Annotated in this window: 15 protein-coding genes, 1 other RNA gene and 1 pseudogene; 6 read left to right on the top strand and 11 right to left on the bottom strand. The window is 60.2% G+C overall.

Annotated elements, in window-relative coordinates:
- The first annotated feature begins 163 nt into the window (after window positions 1-163).
- Window positions 164-331: a hypothetical protein gene (locus tag AB8B33_RS18900; RefSeq protein WP_439016506.1), complete on the top strand. Its 168-nt coding sequence runs from the start codon at window positions 164-166 to the stop codon at window positions 329-331.
- 7 nt (window positions 332-338) lie between these two features.
- Here the strand turns inward: AB8B33_RS18900 and AB8B33_RS18895 are convergent, their stop codons facing one another.
- The 7 genes and pseudogenes from AB8B33_RS18895 to tkt form a co-directional block, all read right to left on the bottom strand.
- A complete protein-coding gene (locus tag AB8B33_RS18895) occupies window positions 339-1,259 on the bottom strand; it encodes a PhzF family phenazine biosynthesis protein (RefSeq protein WP_439016505.1) in 921 nt (306 codons plus the stop codon).
- A 161-nt stretch (window positions 1,260-1,420) separates the two neighbouring features.
- Complete coding sequence (locus AB8B33_RS18890) at window positions 1,421-2,446, bottom strand: class I fructose-bisphosphate aldolase (protein WP_310383500.1); 1,026 nt, start codon at window positions 2,444-2,446, stop codon at window positions 1,421-1,423.
- Between the two features lie 213 nt (window positions 2,447-2,659).
- Window positions 2,660-3,862 carry a phosphoglycerate kinase gene (locus tag AB8B33_RS18885; protein WP_439016504.1) on the bottom strand — a complete coding sequence of 401 codons (1,203 nt, stop codon included), beginning with the start codon at window positions 3,860-3,862 and terminating at the stop codon, window positions 2,660-2,662.
- 81 nt (window positions 3,863-3,943) lie between these two features.
- Window positions 3,944-5,794 (bottom strand): potassium/proton antiporter, encoded by a 1,851-nt coding sequence (locus AB8B33_RS18880; RefSeq protein ID WP_439016503.1) that lies wholly within the window; start codon window positions 5,792-5,794, stop codon window positions 3,944-3,946.
- Between the two features lie 268 nt (window positions 5,795-6,062).
- A pseudogene (locus AB8B33_RS18875) lies at window positions 6,063-6,586 on the bottom strand (GNAT family N-acetyltransferase).
- A 102-nt stretch (window positions 6,587-6,688) separates the two neighbouring features.
- Window positions 6,689-7,699: a type I glyceraldehyde-3-phosphate dehydrogenase gene (gene gap / locus AB8B33_RS18870; RefSeq protein ID WP_439016502.1), complete on the bottom strand. Its 1,011-nt coding sequence runs from the start codon at window positions 7,697-7,699 to the stop codon at window positions 6,689-6,691.
- An 82-nt stretch (window positions 7,700-7,781) separates the two neighbouring features.
- Window positions 7,782-9,755 carry a transketolase gene (tkt, locus tag AB8B33_RS18865; protein ID WP_439016500.1) on the bottom strand — a complete coding sequence of 658 codons (1,974 nt, stop codon included), beginning with the start codon at window positions 9,753-9,755 and terminating at the stop codon, window positions 7,782-7,784.
- 332 nt (window positions 9,756-10,087) lie between these two features.
- On the opposite strand from tkt, the gene AB8B33_RS18860 reads away from it, so the two are divergent.
- The 3 genes from AB8B33_RS18860 (at window position 10,088) to ssrS (ending at window position 10,972) form a co-directional block, all read left to right on the top strand.
- On the top strand, window positions 10,088-10,363 hold the full coding sequence (locus AB8B33_RS18860) for a DUF4164 domain-containing protein (protein ID WP_439016499.1): 276 nt from the start codon (window positions 10,088-10,090) through the stop codon (window positions 10,361-10,363).
- A 14-nt stretch (window positions 10,364-10,377) separates the two neighbouring features.
- The gene (locus tag AB8B33_RS18855) at window positions 10,378-10,755 is read left to right on the top strand and encodes a cell division protein ZapA (RefSeq protein ID WP_439016498.1); all 378 of its coding nucleotides are present in this window, start codon (window positions 10,378-10,380) and stop codon (window positions 10,753-10,755) included.
- 59 nt (window positions 10,756-10,814) lie between these two features.
- Window positions 10,815-10,972, top strand: a non-coding RNA gene (ssrS, locus tag AB8B33_RS18850) — 6S RNA.
- Between the two features lie 57 nt (window positions 10,973-11,029).
- On the opposite strand, the gene AB8B33_RS18845 is transcribed toward ssrS, so the two are convergent.
- Together AB8B33_RS18845 and AB8B33_RS18840 are read right to left on the bottom strand one after the other, a co-directional pair.
- Window positions 11,030-11,587, bottom strand: coding sequence for a GrpB family protein (locus AB8B33_RS18845; protein ID WP_439016497.1), 558 nt, complete (start codon window positions 11,585-11,587; stop codon window positions 11,030-11,032).
- A gap of 66 nt (window positions 11,588-11,653) precedes the next feature.
- Window positions 11,654-12,550: a LysR family transcriptional regulator gene (locus AB8B33_RS18840; RefSeq protein WP_439016496.1), complete on the bottom strand. Its 897-nt coding sequence runs from the start codon at window positions 12,548-12,550 to the stop codon at window positions 11,654-11,656.
- 115 nt (window positions 12,551-12,665) lie between these two features.
- Here AB8B33_RS18840 and AB8B33_RS18835 point away from each other — a divergent pair, with 115 nt between their 5' ends.
- Together AB8B33_RS18835 and AB8B33_RS18830 are read left to right on the top strand one after the other, a co-directional pair.
- Window positions 12,666-13,859, top strand: a complete 1,194-nt coding sequence (locus tag AB8B33_RS18835; RefSeq protein WP_439016495.1) for an MFS transporter — start codon at window positions 12,666-12,668, stop codon at window positions 13,857-13,859.
- A gap of 26 nt (window positions 13,860-13,885) precedes the next feature.
- Window positions 13,886-14,716: an aldo/keto reductase gene (locus tag AB8B33_RS18830; protein WP_439016494.1), complete on the top strand. Its 831-nt coding sequence runs from the start codon at window positions 13,886-13,888 to the stop codon at window positions 14,714-14,716.
- A 106-nt stretch (window positions 14,717-14,822) separates the two neighbouring features.
- Here the strand turns inward: AB8B33_RS18830 and AB8B33_RS18825 are convergent, their stop codons facing one another.
- Window positions 14,823-15,812 carry an NAD-dependent epimerase/dehydratase family protein gene (locus tag AB8B33_RS18825; RefSeq protein ID WP_439016493.1) on the bottom strand — a complete coding sequence of 330 codons (990 nt, stop codon included), beginning with the start codon at window positions 15,810-15,812 and terminating at the stop codon, window positions 14,823-14,825.
- A 96-nt stretch (window positions 15,813-15,908) separates the two neighbouring features.
- The gene (locus tag AB8B33_RS18820) at window positions 15,909-16,442 is read right to left on the bottom strand and encodes a helix-turn-helix domain-containing protein (protein WP_113320861.1); all 534 of its coding nucleotides are present in this window, start codon (window positions 16,440-16,442) and stop codon (window positions 15,909-15,911) included.
- Between the last annotated feature and the right edge of the window lie 21 nt (window positions 16,443-16,463).

Raw genomic sequence — 16,463 nt, 5'->3', positions numbered from 1 at the left:
GGCGTGTTCGCTTTGAAAAAGGACATAAGGCGAGACCTGTATCTGCCCAGTCCATAAGAATGTTGATTGTGTCCCGGAATGCCTTTACGGCGAGTAGATATTCTCTGTTCGCGTGAAAAAATGTCCGTCCTGTGACATTCTGATAGATGGAAAAAATAAAGCCATGACAAAGCTGATAGCTTTGCTACTCATCCTTGCCATGGCAATCCAGATCATCAAGCCGCTCGGCTATCCGGGGCTGCGCCGCCGGATGGATTTCTGGAGAATCGCGCTGATTGCTTTTGCTATCTGGGCGGTGGCGCTGCTGGTGCGCGATTTCCTGGTGCAATAGGACTGGTTCAGTCCCGCAGGATGATCTCGCCTTTCATGACCGGCACGCAGGTTCCCGAGATCGTCACGTCGGTGACTGTGCCGGCCTTCTTGACCACATCAAGTTCGATGATGCTGCGCCGGCCCATTTCCACGCCCTGTTCGATCGTCACGTGCCGGCTGATGTCCGCCTCCGGCAGGAGTGAGACGAGATAGGCGGAAAGGGCTGCCGAAGCGCTGCCGGTCGCCGGATCTTCGATGACGTTGTCCAGCGGCGCGAACATGCGGGCGCGGATCTTCCATGGCGTAGCGGCGGGACGAACGTAGAGAAACAGGGAGAAATCATGGCTGCCGGTTACAGACCTGGCCGCAGCCTGGAAGCCGTTGATATTAGGGCTTGCCGCGGCCAGAGCCTCGAGGCTTTCGAGTTCGGCAACGGCAAATTTCAGGCCGACGGAGACGAAAACCGGGACATGCGTGTCCTTGCGGATCGACGCCGGGTCGATGGAGATGCAGCCGGCAATGACCGCATCGGGTATCGTGTCTTCTACTTCAAGCGGTCGTGGAGCGCGGATCGTCGCTGCGGTGACACGACCTTCGCTGCGCTGCAGAGCGACCTCGACGAGGCCGGCCTTCTCCTCGAGCCGCAACGTATCGCCGATGGGGCGGCCGAAGATTTCGCTCTGCTGGCCGAGTACATAGGCGGTGCCGACATTGGGATGACCGGCAAAGGGTATCTCCATTGTCGGCGTGAAGATGCGCACCCTTGCCGTGTTTTGAGGGTTTTCCGGAGGAAGCACGAAGGTGACTTCTGAATAGCCGAATTCGGCGGCGATCTTCTGCATTGCCGCGTCGCTGATGCCCCTGGCGTCGCTCATGACCGCGAGCGGATTGCCTTCGAAGCGGGTGGAGGTGAAGACGTCGACGGTGATGTAGGGCAGGCTGTTCATGGCGGCTCCAATGGTTAAGGCGCCATGATTAGCGAGGCCAGCGATTGCGGCGAAGGATTATCTTGTCGCCATGACAAATCGCCTTCGCGACGGGCAAGCGCAAATAAAACGGGCGGCGAAGATGTTCGCCGTCCGTCTCATTTTCTCAAATATCAAAAGGCTCATGCAGCCTTTTCGAGTTCGGCCTTCCAGTTGCCCTTGGCGGCGAGACTGTTCATTTCGGCGCGATGAGAGAATTCGCGCTGGCCGGCGGCGACGTTTTCCTGCTTGCCGTTCCAGGCCTTGAGCGCGCTGTCCTGCAGGGCGCGGCCGTAGGAGAAGGTGACAAACCAGGGCAGCTCATAACCGGAGTTGATTGCGGAGAGATGGGCGGTGGCCTCTTCCGTGGTCTGGCCGCCGGAGAGGAAGGCAATGCCCGGAACCGATGACGGGACCGTGCGCTTCAGGACTTGGACTGTACGCTCCGCAACTTCGGCGACGGAGGCCTTGCGGGCATTCTTGCCGTCGATGACCATGTTCGGCTTCAGGATCATGCCCTCGAGGCTGACACGGGCATCGGCCAGTTCCTCGAACACGATGCGCAGCGTGGCCTCAGTCACTTCGGCGCAGCGGTCGATATTGTGGTCGCCCGGCTTGCCGTCCATTAGGCATTCCGGCTCGACAATCGGTACGATCTTGGCTTCCTGGCAAAGCGCAGCATAACGGGCAAGCGCCTGGGCATTGGCGCGGACGGAACCGCGGCTCGGCAGCGTCTGCGAGATGGCGATGACGCCACGCCACTTGGCGAAGCGGGCGCCGGCCTCATAATATTTGGCGAGGCGGTCTGCGAGGCCGTCGAGGCCCTCGGTGACGGTTTCACCCGGGTATTTTGCCATCGGCTTGGCGCCGATGTCGACCTTAATGCCCGGGATGCTGTCGGCAGCCTTGATGATGTCGACGAAGGGCGTGCCGTCGGCGGCCTTCTGATACAGGGTTTCCTCATAGAGGATGACGCCGGAAATGTACTTCTTCATCGCTTCGTCGGAGCGGAAGAGCATCTCGCGATAATCGCGCCGGCTGGTTTCGGTCGATTCAAGATTGATCGCGTCGAAACGCTTCTTGATGGTAGCGGTCGATTCATCGGCTGCAAGCAGGCCCCGACCACCAGCAACCATCTTAACTGCAATGTCTTCCAATCGTTCGCTCATCTCGTTCTCTCCACAATGAAACCCGGTAGAATTGATAATATAGAACCCGGATAACAGAAGTTTATAGGGAGAAAAAAGGGAGTGCTAAGTCATTGAAACGATTGAAATGATTTCAATCGTTTGAAAGTTCGGGAATTTTTTCTCTTCTTGGGCAAAAGACCGCGGAAGCGTTTGCTCCGCGGTCTATCCTGCTGGAATATCTGCCGAATCGGCTTATCGGTTAGCGGAGAGAACGGCCACACCCGGCAACTCCTTGCCTTCCATCCATTCAAGGAAGGCGCCGCCCGCGGTCGAAACATAGCTAAACTCTTCGGCAACGCCGGCATGGTTCAGCGCCGAGACCGTATCACCACCGCCTGCAACTGACGTGAGCTTGCCGGCCTTGGTGCGTTCGGCGGCGTATTTCGCGGCCGCGACGGTCGCTGCGTCGAAGGGCTCGATTTCAAAGGCGCCGAGCGGACCATTCCAGACGAGCGTAGTGGCGCGTTCGATCCAAGCCTTGACGGCATCGATCGACTTCGGACCGACATCGAGGACCATGGCATCGGCCGGAATGGCTTCGATGGAGACGATCTCATTGGCGGCACCTGCCTTGAACTCACGGGCGACGACACCGTCTTCCGGCAGAACGATGGCGCAGCCGGCGGTGGCGGCCTCGATCATGATCTGCTTGGCGGTATCGGCGAGATCATGCTCGCAAAGCGACTTGCCGACATCGGTGCCGCGGGCGGCGATGAAGGTGTTGGCCATGCCGCCGCCGATGACGAGCGCGTCGACCTTCTTCACCAGATTCATCAAAAGGTCGATCTTGGAGGAGACCTTGGCACCGCCGACGATTGCGACGACCGGACGGACCGGGTTGCCGAGGCCCTTTTCCAGTGCCTCAAGTTCGGCCTGCATGGTGCGCCCCGCATAAGCCGGTAAATGATGGGCAAGACCTTCGGTGGAGGAGTGGGCGCGGTGCGCGGCCGAGAAGGCGTCGTTCACATAGATATCGCCGTTTGCGGCGAGCGCCTTGGTGAAATCAGGATCGTTCTTTTCCTCGCCCTTGTGGAAGCGGGTGTTTTCAAGGAGCAGGATATCGCCATTGTTCATCTTCGCGACGGCGGAAGCGGCTGCCTCGCCGATGCAGTCGGAAGCCGTCAGCACGGCATGGTCAAGCACCTGCTCGACGGAGGGGGCAACCAGCGAAAGCGAGAATTCTGCCGAGGGGCCATCCTTCGGGCGGCCGAAATGGGCGAGCAGAATGACCTTGGCGCCCTTTTTCGACAGTTCAAGGATCGTCGGCGCGACGCGCTCGATGCGGGTCGTGTCCGTAACCTTGCCATCCTTGACCGGGACGTTGAGGTCGACGCGGACGAGAACGCGCTTGCCGGCGATGTCGTTGAGATCGTCGAGTGTCTTGAAAGCTGCCATGGGAGGATCCGTTCGTGGTTGGCGTAAATTGCGCCGACCATAGCAAGGATCGGGGGAGACGCAAGGCAGTCGGCGGCCGTTTTAGCGCGGGCTTTCGTCACGTCCGGCAGCGCTTTCCGCAGCCGTTGCCTCATGCTTTTTGCGGCCCTTCATACGCTCGCGGATGCGCTGGATAATCTCGTGCAGATTGATGAAGATCGGCAGCGTAATGGCAGGCTCCACTGCCTCGAGCGACATGCCGACGGAGGTGATGTGATCCTGGTCGTCGAGATCACGGACGATGAGGATGAGTGAGCCGAGACGGACGCGATCGGCATAGTCCGCCTTGCCGCCGAGGCGCTGTTTCATCAGTTCGGCGATCGTCAGACCCTTCTCGGATTCATTGAGAAGGCCTGGACCATAGGCCGCATCGAGATCGGCGGCGGGACGGGCCGGCGACAGCGCGAAGGCGCCGAAGAATTCCGCGTCGTCCTCATCAACAGGTGCGCGGCTAGCGAAGAGCCGGTCGAGCAGGCGCGAATAGCTGGGTGCGATGAAAAGGTAGACGAGATCGTTTTCCCTGAGGCGGCCGGCATATTGATAACGCATCGACTTGCCGTCGCGGATCACGAGCGAGGGTGCTGCCCAGCGCGGGATGCGCTCGCCGCGAAGAACCGGGCTGTCCTTGATGACGCGATAGGAAAGCAGCTCGTGATTGGCGGCGCCCGGCAAGTCAACCTCGACCTTATCGACCGCGCCGATACGCGGCGGGATGATGAGGCCGAGGCGCTTGGCAACTGGTTTGATCGTCCAGCCTTGTACGAGCAGCGAGACGAGTACGATGATGAAGGCGGTGTTGAAATAGATCTGGCTATGCTGCAGCCCGCCGAGGATCGGCATGATGGCAAGCAGGATGGATACGGCGCCGCGCAGGCCGACCCAGGCGACAAAGCCGATTTCCTGCTGCGTATAATCGAAAGGCAGCAGAGACAGCCAGACGGCGAGCGGCCGGGCGACGAAGATCAGGAACAATGCCAGCAGGATCGCCGGCACGATGATGACAGGAAACTGTGAAGGCGTCGCCAGCAGGCCGAGCACGAGGAACATGATGATCTGGGCAAGCCAGGTCATGCCGTCCTGAAAGCGCCTGATTGTACCGATCGCCTGCATCTTGCGGTTTCCGGCATAGATGCCGGCGACATAGACCGCAAGGAAGCCGCTACCGCCGACCGCACCGGTGAAGGAGAAGACGAGCAGAGCGAGTGCCAGCACGAAGATCGGTGTCAGGCCGCGATCCGTTTCCAGCCGGCCGGCGATCAGCACGATCATCATGCCGCCGAGCAGGCCGAGGATGACGCCAAGGCCCATCTGCTGGATGAACATGGCGAGCATGCCGATGTTGATACCGGCGTAGCGTTCGCCGCTCGCGAGAACCTCGACCAGTGCGATGGTCAGGAAAATCGCCATCGGGTCGTTGGTGCCGGATTCAACTTCCAGCGTGGAACGCACCTTGTCTCTGATATTGATGCCGCCGATGCGCAACAGGAAGAAGACGGCGGCGGCATCGGTGGAGGCAACGATCGAGCCGAGCAGCATGCCTTCCAGCCAGGTGAAGTTGAGCAGCCAGCGGGCGGCGAAGGCGAAGAGTGCTGCGGTCAGAAGCACGCCGATCGAGGCCAGCGTCAGCGACGGCACCGCGGCGATGCGGAAGGCCTGCATCGGCGTGCCGAAGCCGGAATCGAAGAGGATGATCGCAAGGGCGATCGAGCCCAGAACATAGGCCAGATAGTTATTGCTGAATTCGATGCCGAGACCATCGACACCGGCGGCAAGCCCGATCATCAGGAACAGCAGAAGGAGGGGGGCGCCGAAGCGGAAGGCAAGGAGGCTCGAAAAGGCAGCAAGAAGCACAAGTGCTGTCGCAACGAGCACCACTATGTAAAACGCTTCCATGCCCTACCCCTTTCGCCTCATCACGCCATCCCGAAGCCGCCCCCGGCCTGTCCCTTGCCCCTCCGCGCCCAGTGCGATCTTTTAGTAAACGGCAAAATACACCAGAAGGGTAGGCCTTGCGGCTTAACCTCTACTGCATTGCTGCATCATGCTGCTGGACAGCCCTTGGGGTGAGGACCAGTGAAGAATGCTACGGGAAAAAGTCTGTATAAAGAATGTAGAAGCAATTCAGGCGATAGGAGGGCGGATAGGCCGAGTGAGGGACTTTTTATTGAGCTGACCGCCAGAGGCCGCTTTTATCTTTGCTCACCTGATATTGCTTCTGAATTCGATCCACCGGCGTACCGTCGTTCAGCGGCACTTTCTCCAGCATATTGTAGGTGCGAAAGCCCATCTTCTCGTAATAGGCCAACCCGCCAGTATTATCGGCGCGAATGGTTGCATTGATGACTTCGATATTGCGCTCTTCTGCGGCGGCAAGGGTTGCCGCGAAAAGTGTGGTGCCGACGCCCGGTATCTTCGGGTTCTGCCGGGTAAGGTCGCGATATCGGCCCAGCCCTCTGGCGGGTTTCCGTAGAGGCTCAGGGATTGAAAACCGGCGAGACCAGAACTGGTCTCGGCGACATGGCACGTTAGAGGCCATTCGCCTGTTATGAACCAATCGGCCAGTTCCTCCGGCGAAAGAGGGGTCTCGATGGCGGTCGTACCGCCGATTGCTATAATCTCGTTGAGAATTTCGGAGAGTTCTCGGGCGTCGCCGGGATCAGCCTTTCGAACATTCAGATGCACCATGTCCTGTCCTTCCGACTTGATCCAGCGAGGATTGCCACGCAGTCTCTCTAAACAAAACGGCCCGGTTTCCCGGGCCGTTTTTCAACACGTTTGCCGTTGCGGTCAGATGAGCTTGGCGAAAGCGACTGCCGTGTCGGACATGCGGCTGGAGAAGCCCCACTCGTTGTCGTACCAGGACAGGACGCGCACGAAGTTGCCTTCCATGACCTTTGTCTGATCGGTTGCGAAGATCGAGGAGTGGCTGTCGTGGTTGAAGTCGCGGGAAACCAGCGGCTCATCGGTGTAGCCGAGGATACCCTTCAGCTTGCCGTTTGCGGCAGCCTTGATCGCTTCGTTGATTTCGCCGACGGAGGTGGTCTTCTTGGCAACGAACTTGAAGTCGACGACGGAAACGTTCGGGGTCGGAACGCGGATCGAGGTGCCGTCGAGCTTGCCCTTGAGGTGCGGCAGCACGAGGCCGACGGCCTTGGCAGCGCCCGTCGAGGTCGGGATCATCGAGAGGGCAGCAGCGCGGGCGCGATACAGATCCTTGTGCATCGTGTCGAGCGTCGGCTGGTCGCCGGTGTAGGAGTGGATGGTCGTCATGAAGCCGTGGTCGATGCCGACGGCGTCGTCCAGAACCTTGACGACCGGCACCAGGCAGTTGGTGGTGCAAGAGGCGTTGGAGATGACCAGATGCTCCTTGGTGAGCTGGTCATGGTTGACGCCGAAAACGACCGTGAGGTCAGCGCCGTCGGCAGGAGCCGAAACGATGACGCGCTTGGCGCCAGCCGTCAGGTGAGCGGCAGCCTTGTCGCGGCTCGTGAAGATGCCCGTGCATTCCATCGCGATGTCGACGCCCAATTCCCCATGGGGAAGGGTAGCCGGGTCCTTGATGGCGGTAACCTTGATCGGCTTGCTGTTGCCGACGGTGATCGTGTCGCCTTCGACCGTCACGGTCGCCGGGAAACGGCCATGGATGGAGTCGTAACGGAGCAGGTGGGCGTTGGTCTCGACCGGGCCGAGGTCGTTGATGGCGACGACTTCGATATCGGTGCGGCCGGATTCGACGATGGCGCGAAGAACGTTGCGGCCGATACGTCCGAAACCGTTGATGGCAACCTTGACTGTCATGTGCATTCACTCCCTAGAGGTGGGGCTTGCTGATACTAGATGAGGAAGTGCCCGAAGGCACCCCCCGTTAATGCTTGGGCCGTTAAAGCTTGGCTTCCGCAGCGGCGACGACGGCGTCAGCCGTGATGCCGAAGTGCTCGAAAACCTTCTTGGCCGGACCGGATGCGCCGAAGCCCTTCATGCCGACGAACGAACCTTCCGGACCGATGAAGGCATCCCAGCCTTCACGAACGGCGGCTTCGACGGCGATCTTGACCGGCGAGTTGCCGAGGACTTCCTTTCGGTAAGCCTCCGGCTGGTCGAAGAAGAGTTCCGTGCAGGGAACGGAAACGACGCGGGTGCTGACACCCTTGCCTTCGAGCGTTGCGCGGGCGGCAACGGCGAGTTCCACTTCCGAGCCGGACGCGAAGATCGTGACCTTGGCGTCGGCATTGCCTGCGAGCGTGTAGGCGCCGAGTTCGCAGAGGTTCTTCTCGTTGTACTCGGTGCGGACAGTCGTCAGGTTCTGGCGGGTAAGAGCCAGACCGGACGGATGATCCTTGCTCTTGATGGCGATCTGCCAGCATTCCGCCGTTTCGACTGCGTCCGCCGGGCGGAAGATACGCAGGTTCGGTACGGCGCGCAGGCTGGCGATCTGCTCTACCGGCTGATGGGTCGGGCCGTCTTCGCCGACGCCGATCGAGTCATGCGTCAGAACGTGGATGACACGGATACCCATGAGGGCGGCGAGGCGGATCGGCGGGCGGCAATAATCCGAAAAGATCATGAAGCCGCCGCCGTACGGGATAAGACCGCCGTGCAGCGAGATGCCGTTCATCGCAGAGGCCATGCCGTGCTCACGGATGCCCCAGTGCATATAGCGGCCCTTGAAGTCCGTCGGCGTGATCGAGACCATCTGGCTGGTCTTGGTGTTGTTGGACGGCGTCAGGTCGGCGGAGCCGCCAAGCGTTTCCGGTACGAAGCCGTTGATGACTTCAAGCACGTCTTCCGATGCCTTGCGGGAGGCAATCGTCGGCTTTGTTTCGGCAAGCTTCTTCTTGTAGTCGTCGATGGCCTTGTCGAAACCTTCCGGCAGGTCGCCGGCAAAACGGCGGGTAAACTCGGCCTTGGACGGCGACTTGGAAAGCGTCTCTTCCCATGCCTTGACGATATTGTCAGAGCGGGTGCCGGCGGCGCGCCATGCGTCGAGAATGTCGGAGGGAATGACGAAGGGTTCGTATTCCCAGTTCAGCGCCTTGCGGGTGGCGGCGATTTCTTCGGCGCCGAGCGGGTTGCCGTGCACCTTGTGGGTGCCCTGCTTGTTCGGAGCGCCGAAGCCGATAACCGTCTTGCAGGCGATGAAGGTCGGGCGGTCGGACTTGTGAGCGGCCTCGATCGCATCGGCGATAGCAGCCTGATCGTGACCATCGATCTCGATCGTGTTCCAGTGAACGGCCTTGAAGCGGGCGACCTGGTCGGTCGAGTCCGACAGCGAGACGGCGCCGTCGATGGTGATTGAGTTGTTGTCCCAGAAGAGGACCAGCTTGTTGAGCTTCAGGTGGCCGGCAAGCGCGATCGCCTCATGGCTGATGCCTTCCATCAGGCAGCCGTCGCCATTGATGACGTAGGTATAATGATCCTGCAGTTCCGGACCGAATTCGTCGCGCAGCTTGCGCTCGGCGATCGCCATGCCGACGGCGTTGGCAATGCCCTGGCCGAGCGGACCGGTGGTCGTTTCGATGCCGGTGGCGTGGCCATATTCCGGGTGGCCGGCGGTCTTCGAGCCAAGCTGGCGGAACTGCTTCAGATCCTCGACCGACATGTCCGGATAGCCGGTCAAATAAAGCAGCGAGTAGAGCAGCATCGAGCCGTGGCCGGCAGAAAGCACGAAGCGGTCACGGTTCGGCCAGTGCGGCTTCTGGGGATCGAAGCGGAGGTATTTGGTGAAGAGGACCGTTGCCACATCCGCCATGCCCATCGGCATGCCCGGGTGGCCGGAATTCGCCTTTTCGACGGCGTCCATGGAGAGGAAACGGATCGCATTTGCCATCCGGTCGTTTTGTTCGCGTGAGGTCATGGCTATTCCGCTGGTTCCGGGTTGGGGATGGCCTCGAGCCTGCCAAGACCATCAATGAGAGCGGTCGAGACATAGCAGTTGGAACGGCCAAGTCAACAAAATGGAAGCCGTTTGGAGGCCGGGTGCGACGATTTTTAACATTTGACCGTCAAGTTTTACAAAAGACGAATCTTGTGTGACGGACTTGTGTAAATCGCTCATCCACAGAATAGGGCGGGGGGCAGCCGAGAGGCTTTATTGACGCGCTCCAACCTAGCTGCATATCCTCTTGAAAATACAGGGTCGGCGGCAGAGGCCGATTCGCGGGTCTTGTGCGGGGAACCGGAAAAGACATGACGCCTAATGGCAACACCATCGAAGCTGCGCTTACGGAGCTGAAACAGGCAATCTCGGGCCTCGAGAATGCCGTCGACATGCGCATCGAGCGCCAGCTTGAGCAGGGCGAGATCGAAGGCGAGGTTCGCCGTGTGCATGCCGATCGCTCGCGCCTTGCCCAGGAGCTGGACCAGGCGGAATTCCGCGCGAACCGGCTGGAAGAGGTCAATCGCGAGGTTTCGCGCCGTCTGGTGGCGGCGATGGAAACGATCCGCGCGGTTCTTGACCGCTAAGAGGACTTAAAGAGATGGCGCAGGTAACGGTAACGATCGACGGCAAGGCCTATCGCATGGCCTGCGAAGAGGGACAGGAAGATCATCTGACTGATCTCGCGACCCGCTTCGACCGTTATGTCGGCCATCTCAAGGGGCAGTTCGGCGAAATCGGCGATCTGAGGATCACCGTCATGGCCGGCATCATGGTCATGGATGAGATTTCGGAGCTGACCCGACGTGTCGCGGGGCTGGAATCAGAGCTGGAGACGCTCCGTAGTAACCGGGACACGGTACTTGCCGCCACAGCTCGCACAGAAGAAGGCATCGCAGTGGCGCTTTCGGAAGTCACGAGCCGAATTCAGGGCATCACCGACAAGCTGAACGGCCGCACGCCGGCCGAACTTAATTAATTTTGAAGAGCAGCGCTGCCCCACTGGTGCGCTGCTGCAAATGTCCCTATATTCGCTCACGCGGTCTGTGCTTCTCGACAGGAACAATGAATCCTCGGGGCCATACCCGATCCTTAGGGAGCTGTCCCTGTCCGGGCTCGTGGGTCTGGATACACGGTGCCCACCTACATTCGTAGGCGCCCAGGATCGAAGTTTCCACCGGTTGTGTGGATCGCGCTCTTCTCTTCCCAGCCCGGTTTCTCCGGCGCGGCATTCCCAACAAGAAGCTTCGTTGTCAGTCGCTCGCTGGTTCGGTCCATCCGGTCAGCTTTGCCCAGTCGTAAGCACCTTCCATGATGATATCGAAGACCGGATCCTTGATGTCGTAATAGGCATCGACATTATCAGGGAAATAGCCGGCGAGGCGTTGTTTGATCAACCCGTAAGCGGCGGCTGCCGTCGGATGGGCGCGCAGGAAATCCCTGCAGAGAAGCGGATAACGCTGATTGAAGCGGCCTTTTTCACGGATATGGATATTCGCGAGACGGCCTGTGCTTTTGAAGAGCAGCTTTCGCAACTCGCCTTCTGCCAGATCGAGACCCGGCGGGCAGTGATCGGTCGCGATCGCGCGACGGATGAAACCTTCCCTTTCGAAGGCTGTGTCATCGATGAGATCAAGAGCGTCGACGCTTACCTGGATGTCGATGATGTCCTTCGCCGGAAGGCCGGGCACGGCAGTGGAACCGATATGATGGATCGCTGCGCCTGATGGTGCTGCACGCAGGAGGGCCTGCTTCAGGCTTGCGAAATCGTCGATCCAGCTTTGTCGTGGCGGATGAATTTCTATGGACATGGCGGGCTCGCTAACTTTCCGCTGTAACAGGGAGATGACGGAGATCTTTCGCTCCTCATATCCGGCCTAGCGGATGTTCTTGACCAGGAAATCGATGAAGGCGCGGATACGCGCTGCAAGATGCTCATGACCCGGATAGACGGCGTGAATGAACTCGATATCTTCGGGGTTATAGGCTTCAAGGACGGGCACCACCGTGCCGGCGTCGATATCCGGCTGCACATGGAACTGGCCGACGCGGGCGAGGCCAAGGCCGGCAAGGCAAAGGCTGCGTGCGGTCGGTCCGTTATTGGTTTCAAGATTGCCGAAAATAGGTCTTGAAAAGCGATCTCCATTCTCGGGATCGCGGAACGGCCATTCCTCCGAGGTTGAACGGAAGCTGAAGGTCAGGCAGTTGTGGCGGTCGAGATCGTCGGGGCTTTCCGGCACGCCCTCCCTTTTCAGATAGCCGGGCGAGGCGACGATGACGCGGCGGCTTTCGAGCAGCTTGCGCGCCTTCAGCGACGAATCGCGCAAGGCGCCCGAACGGATAGCTATATCGGCGCGCTCTCCGACGATATCGATGATGCCGTCGCTGAGGGCAAGATCGAGATCGACCTCCGGATAGAGCTTCAAGAAATCCGGCACCAGCGGCACGATGTAGCGAACGCCGAAGGCGACGGAGGTGCTGACACGCAGGCGTCCGCGTGCCACCGTCGTGCCGCCGGCCGAGACGGCGCGCTCCGTTTCCTCGATTTCCGAGAGGATACGGCGGGAGCGTTCGAGATAGATTTCGCCTTCAGGCGTCAGCTGAAGGGCACGCGTGGTGCGTACCAGAAGACGCGTACCGAGACGGTCTTCCAGTCGCGTGACGAGCTTGCTCACGGCAGAAGGCGAGAGCCTGAGCTTGCGGCCGGCAGCCGAAAAGCTCTGCAGTTCGGCCACCTGCACGAAGACATCCATCTCGCCGACACGATTGTCCATCACATCCTATCTTGAATTCAATTCACAACTGTTGAGCTATTATAGGCTGTTATCGAGCAGGTGTGCCACGCCCATATTCCGACCCGAACAAGAAACAAATCATCGGGTCACTCTCATGCCACTCGCTCTCTTTGCGTTGACGATCGCGGCCTATGCGATCGGTACGACTGAATTCGTCATCGTCGGCCTGCTGTCGACGGTTGCCAACGATCTTCACATCACCCTGCCGCTCGCCGGTCTCATCGTCAGCGTCTATGCGCTGGGCGTCACTTTCGGCGCACCGATCCTGACGGCGCTGACCGGAAGGATCGAGCGCAAGCCGCTCATGCTTGGGCTGATGGCGCTCTTTATTATCGGCCATATTATCGCGGCGCTCAGCCCCGGTTATGAAGTGCTGCTGATTGCCCGCGTCGTCTCGGCCTTCGCGCACGGGGTATTCTTCTCCGTCGGTTCCACGATCGCTGCCGATCTGGTGCCGGAAAACCGCCGCGCATCGGCCATCGCGATGATGTTCATGGGCCTGACGGTCGCGATCGTCACCGGCGTTCCGCTCGGTACCTTCATCGGCCAGACCTTCGGCTGGCGCACCACCTTCGCTGCCGTTGCCGGCCTCGGTGTGATCGCGTTCGCAGGCATCGCCTTCCTGCTTCCGTCGAACCTCAAGAAGGCGCCGCCGGCCAGTATCGGTGAACAGATCCGCGTGCTTGCCACGGGCCGGCTGTTGCTCGTCTATGCGATGACGGCGCTGGGCTACGGCGGAACCTTCGTCGCCTTTACCTTCCTTGCGCCGATCCTCGAGCAGATCACCGGCTTTGCCTCCTCGGCCGTCGGCCTGATCCTGATGCTCTATGGCGTGGCGATTGCTGTCGGCAACGTCGTCGGCGGGCGCATCTCCAACCGCGATCCCGTCAAGGCGCTGACCTTCCTGTTCATCGCCCAAGCGCTCGTGCTGGTTCTCTTCGGTTTCACGGCCGTCTCGCCCTGGTTGACCATCCCGACGCTTGCGATCCTCGGCTTCCTGTCCTTCGCCAATGTGCCGGGTCTGCAGCTCTATGTCGTGCAGCTTGCACGCCAGCTGCAACCGAATGCCGTCGATGTCGCCTCAGCGCTGAATATCGCCGCCTTCAATCTCGGCATTGCCATGGGCGCCTGGATCGGTGGTCTGGTGGTCGAGTCTCGTTTCGGACTGTGCGCCACGCCCTTCGTTGCGGCAGGCCTCGTCACTGTTGCCCTTGGCCTTACCATCCGCAGCGGTGCCCTCGACCGCCGCTCCAGCCCGGCTGCAGCCATTGCCCGCAGCGCCGCCTGATCTCTCCTCACTCGAAAGGAAACAGCATGAAATTCGTCAGCGCCAACGGCGCCTCCATTCCCGCCCTCGGCTTTGGCACGTTCCGCGTGCCGGGCCCGGATGCCGAACGCATGGTCTCGCACGTGCTCGCCAACGGTTATCGCCATATCGATACCGCGCAGATCTACGGCAACGAGGCCGAGGTCGGCGAGGGTATCCGCCGCTCCGGCGTCGCCCGTGGCGATATCTTCCTGACCACCAAGGTCTGGGTCGAGAACTACAAGCGTGCTGCCTTCATCGCTTCGGTCGACGAAAGCCTGAAGAAGCTGAAGACAGATTATGTGGACCTGCTGCTGCTTCACTGGCCAAACGAGGCCGTGCCGCTTGCCGAGCAGATCGGCGCGCTGAATGAAGTCGCGAAGGCAGGCAAGGTGCGCCATATCGGCGTGTCGAACTTCAACACGGATCTGATGCGCCAGGCCGTAGCACTTAGCAGCCTGCCGATCGTGACGAACCAGGTGGAGTATCATCCCTATATCGATCAAACGCCGGTGCTGCGCGCTGCAAAGCAGCTCGATATATCCGTGACGGCCTACTACGCCATGGCTGATGGCAAGGTGCTTGAGGATGCGGTGTTGAAGGCGATTGCCGCGAAACATGGCAAGTCGATTGCCCAGATCGTGCTCCGCTGGATCATTCAGCAGGATCTGATCGCACTTTCAAAGACCGTCTCGGAACAACGCGCTGAGGAGAATGCAGCGATCTTCGATTTCGAACTCTCTTCCGAGGATGTGGCGGCGATCCATGGGTTGGCGAAACCCGATGGCCGTATCGTCAGCCCGGAAGGGTTGGCGCCGGCCTGGGACAAGGCAGCTTGAGAACGGGCGCTTCGGCGCCCGTTTCCCTATTTGGTATAGCTCAGGCAAGTTCGGCGATATCTGCGATGGGTCGCCCCACCGCAGACGGCCGGCCTCGCGGTCCGTATCAGCGGCGCTGGAGCGGGTAAGGCCCATCCTCGAAAATCTGGTCGTGATAGCCCTTTGCGCCGACGACAAGAGCTAGCGGACTTCTCCATTCCCTGCCGTCGCGGAGGCAATCGAGCACGTGCCGAAAATCATACTTCGGGTGCCAGCCGAGTTCCTGCCGGGCCAGCGCATTGACATAGACACGGTCGAAGTGCGGAAACATCGTCCAGCCGCGCGCCGCGTAAAGTGCGGCCATGCCGGGGAAAAGACGCTCCACCGTCGCGAGTGCATCACGGCGCAGGTCGGCGAGATCGGCTTCGGTGAAGGGTGCCGTTGCCGAGATGATGTAGCGGCCGAAGCCGATGGACGGCGCTCTTTCCAGTGCCAGCAGATGGGCGTCGACCACATCCTCGATGTCGACGCGCCGATAAAGCAACTCGTTGGCCTGGGCATTTTCGGCGGAATAGTGGTTGCGGATATCAGGGTCGTCGTCATTTTCCGGGAAGAAACGTGAAGTCCTTAGAATGACGACAGGCAGCGACATGTTGCGCGCGAAGAGTTCGCAGATGCCTTCGGCAGCGATCTTCGTCACGCCGTAGATATTGCGGGCAACGGGCAGAACATCCTCGGTAACCCAGGCGGCCGGTTCGCCTGCGGCTGGGCGCAGGGCTGCTCCGAAAGCGCTGGTGGTGCTGGTGAAGACGAAGCTTGTTACGCCAACGACGACTGCCTGTTCGAGAAGGTTCATCGTGCCCGTGGCGTTGGTATCGATGAAATCCTTGTTGGCGTGTGTTCCGACATGTGGCTTGTGCAGCGTGGCGGCGTGGATAACGGCGGTGATGCCTGTCATCGCGCGGCGGATGAAATCGGGATCGGTGATCGATCCGGTCATATCGGTAAAAGGCGAGGGTTTGATATCGATGCCGCGCACCCGACGGCCTTGATCCCTCATCGTCCGCATCAGCGCTTCGCCCAGATGGCCGGCGCTTCCCGTCACCAGTATCGTCATTCTGCGTCTCCAGACAGTTGGCGACGGACGCTAACAAAGGCCGCTTCGGCGGGGCAACGCATAATTTATGCAGCAGGATACAGGAATTCTGCAGGCTCAGCCGATTGTTGTAACCAGCCTTGCGGCGCTGCCATCGGCCAGGAAGATGCGCTCCCAGAGCACACGCCCGGCGGCAATAGGCAGGTGCGGATTTCCGTTAGCGCCTGTCTCCAGTGTCAGCGAATTTATTTGGCCCTCATGCCAGCCGAGGCCGACGAGTACGCCCTCCGTCTTTACGATCTCCTGCGACGCATAGGAGAACAGAGGCCTGTCCAGAAAATCGGAGAGCGGCAGGCGCCATTCGCTCTGCCGTGCACTGGAAGCGGCAAGAAGCCTGTGGGTGCGGTCGCAGATGAGATGAACCTTGCTCCGGGAATGTTTGACCAGCCGTTTCAATGCGGCATCGGCGGAGGATGACGGGGAAGCGAAGATGCTTTCCAGCCGCCTTGCCTGGGCGACGGTGACCGGCAGGATGCCGCGCTCCCAGCGGGAGACGGTCGCCTGGTTGACGGCGAGCAATTCCGCCAGGTGCTCCTGCTTCATATTGCGCAGCTGGCGCATGCGACGGATGGCAGATCCCGATATCGGCATGGTTCCTCCCCCCTCTTTATC

The sequence above is a fragment of the Rhizobium sp. 768_B6_N1_8 genome, assembly GCF_051811225.1.
In the GTDB taxonomy this organism is placed as follows: domain Bacteria; phylum Pseudomonadota; class Alphaproteobacteria; order Rhizobiales; family Rhizobiaceae; genus Rhizobium.
The sequence above is the reverse complement of the archived record's forward strand: the minus strand, read 5'-3'. Positions and strand labels throughout refer to the sequence as shown.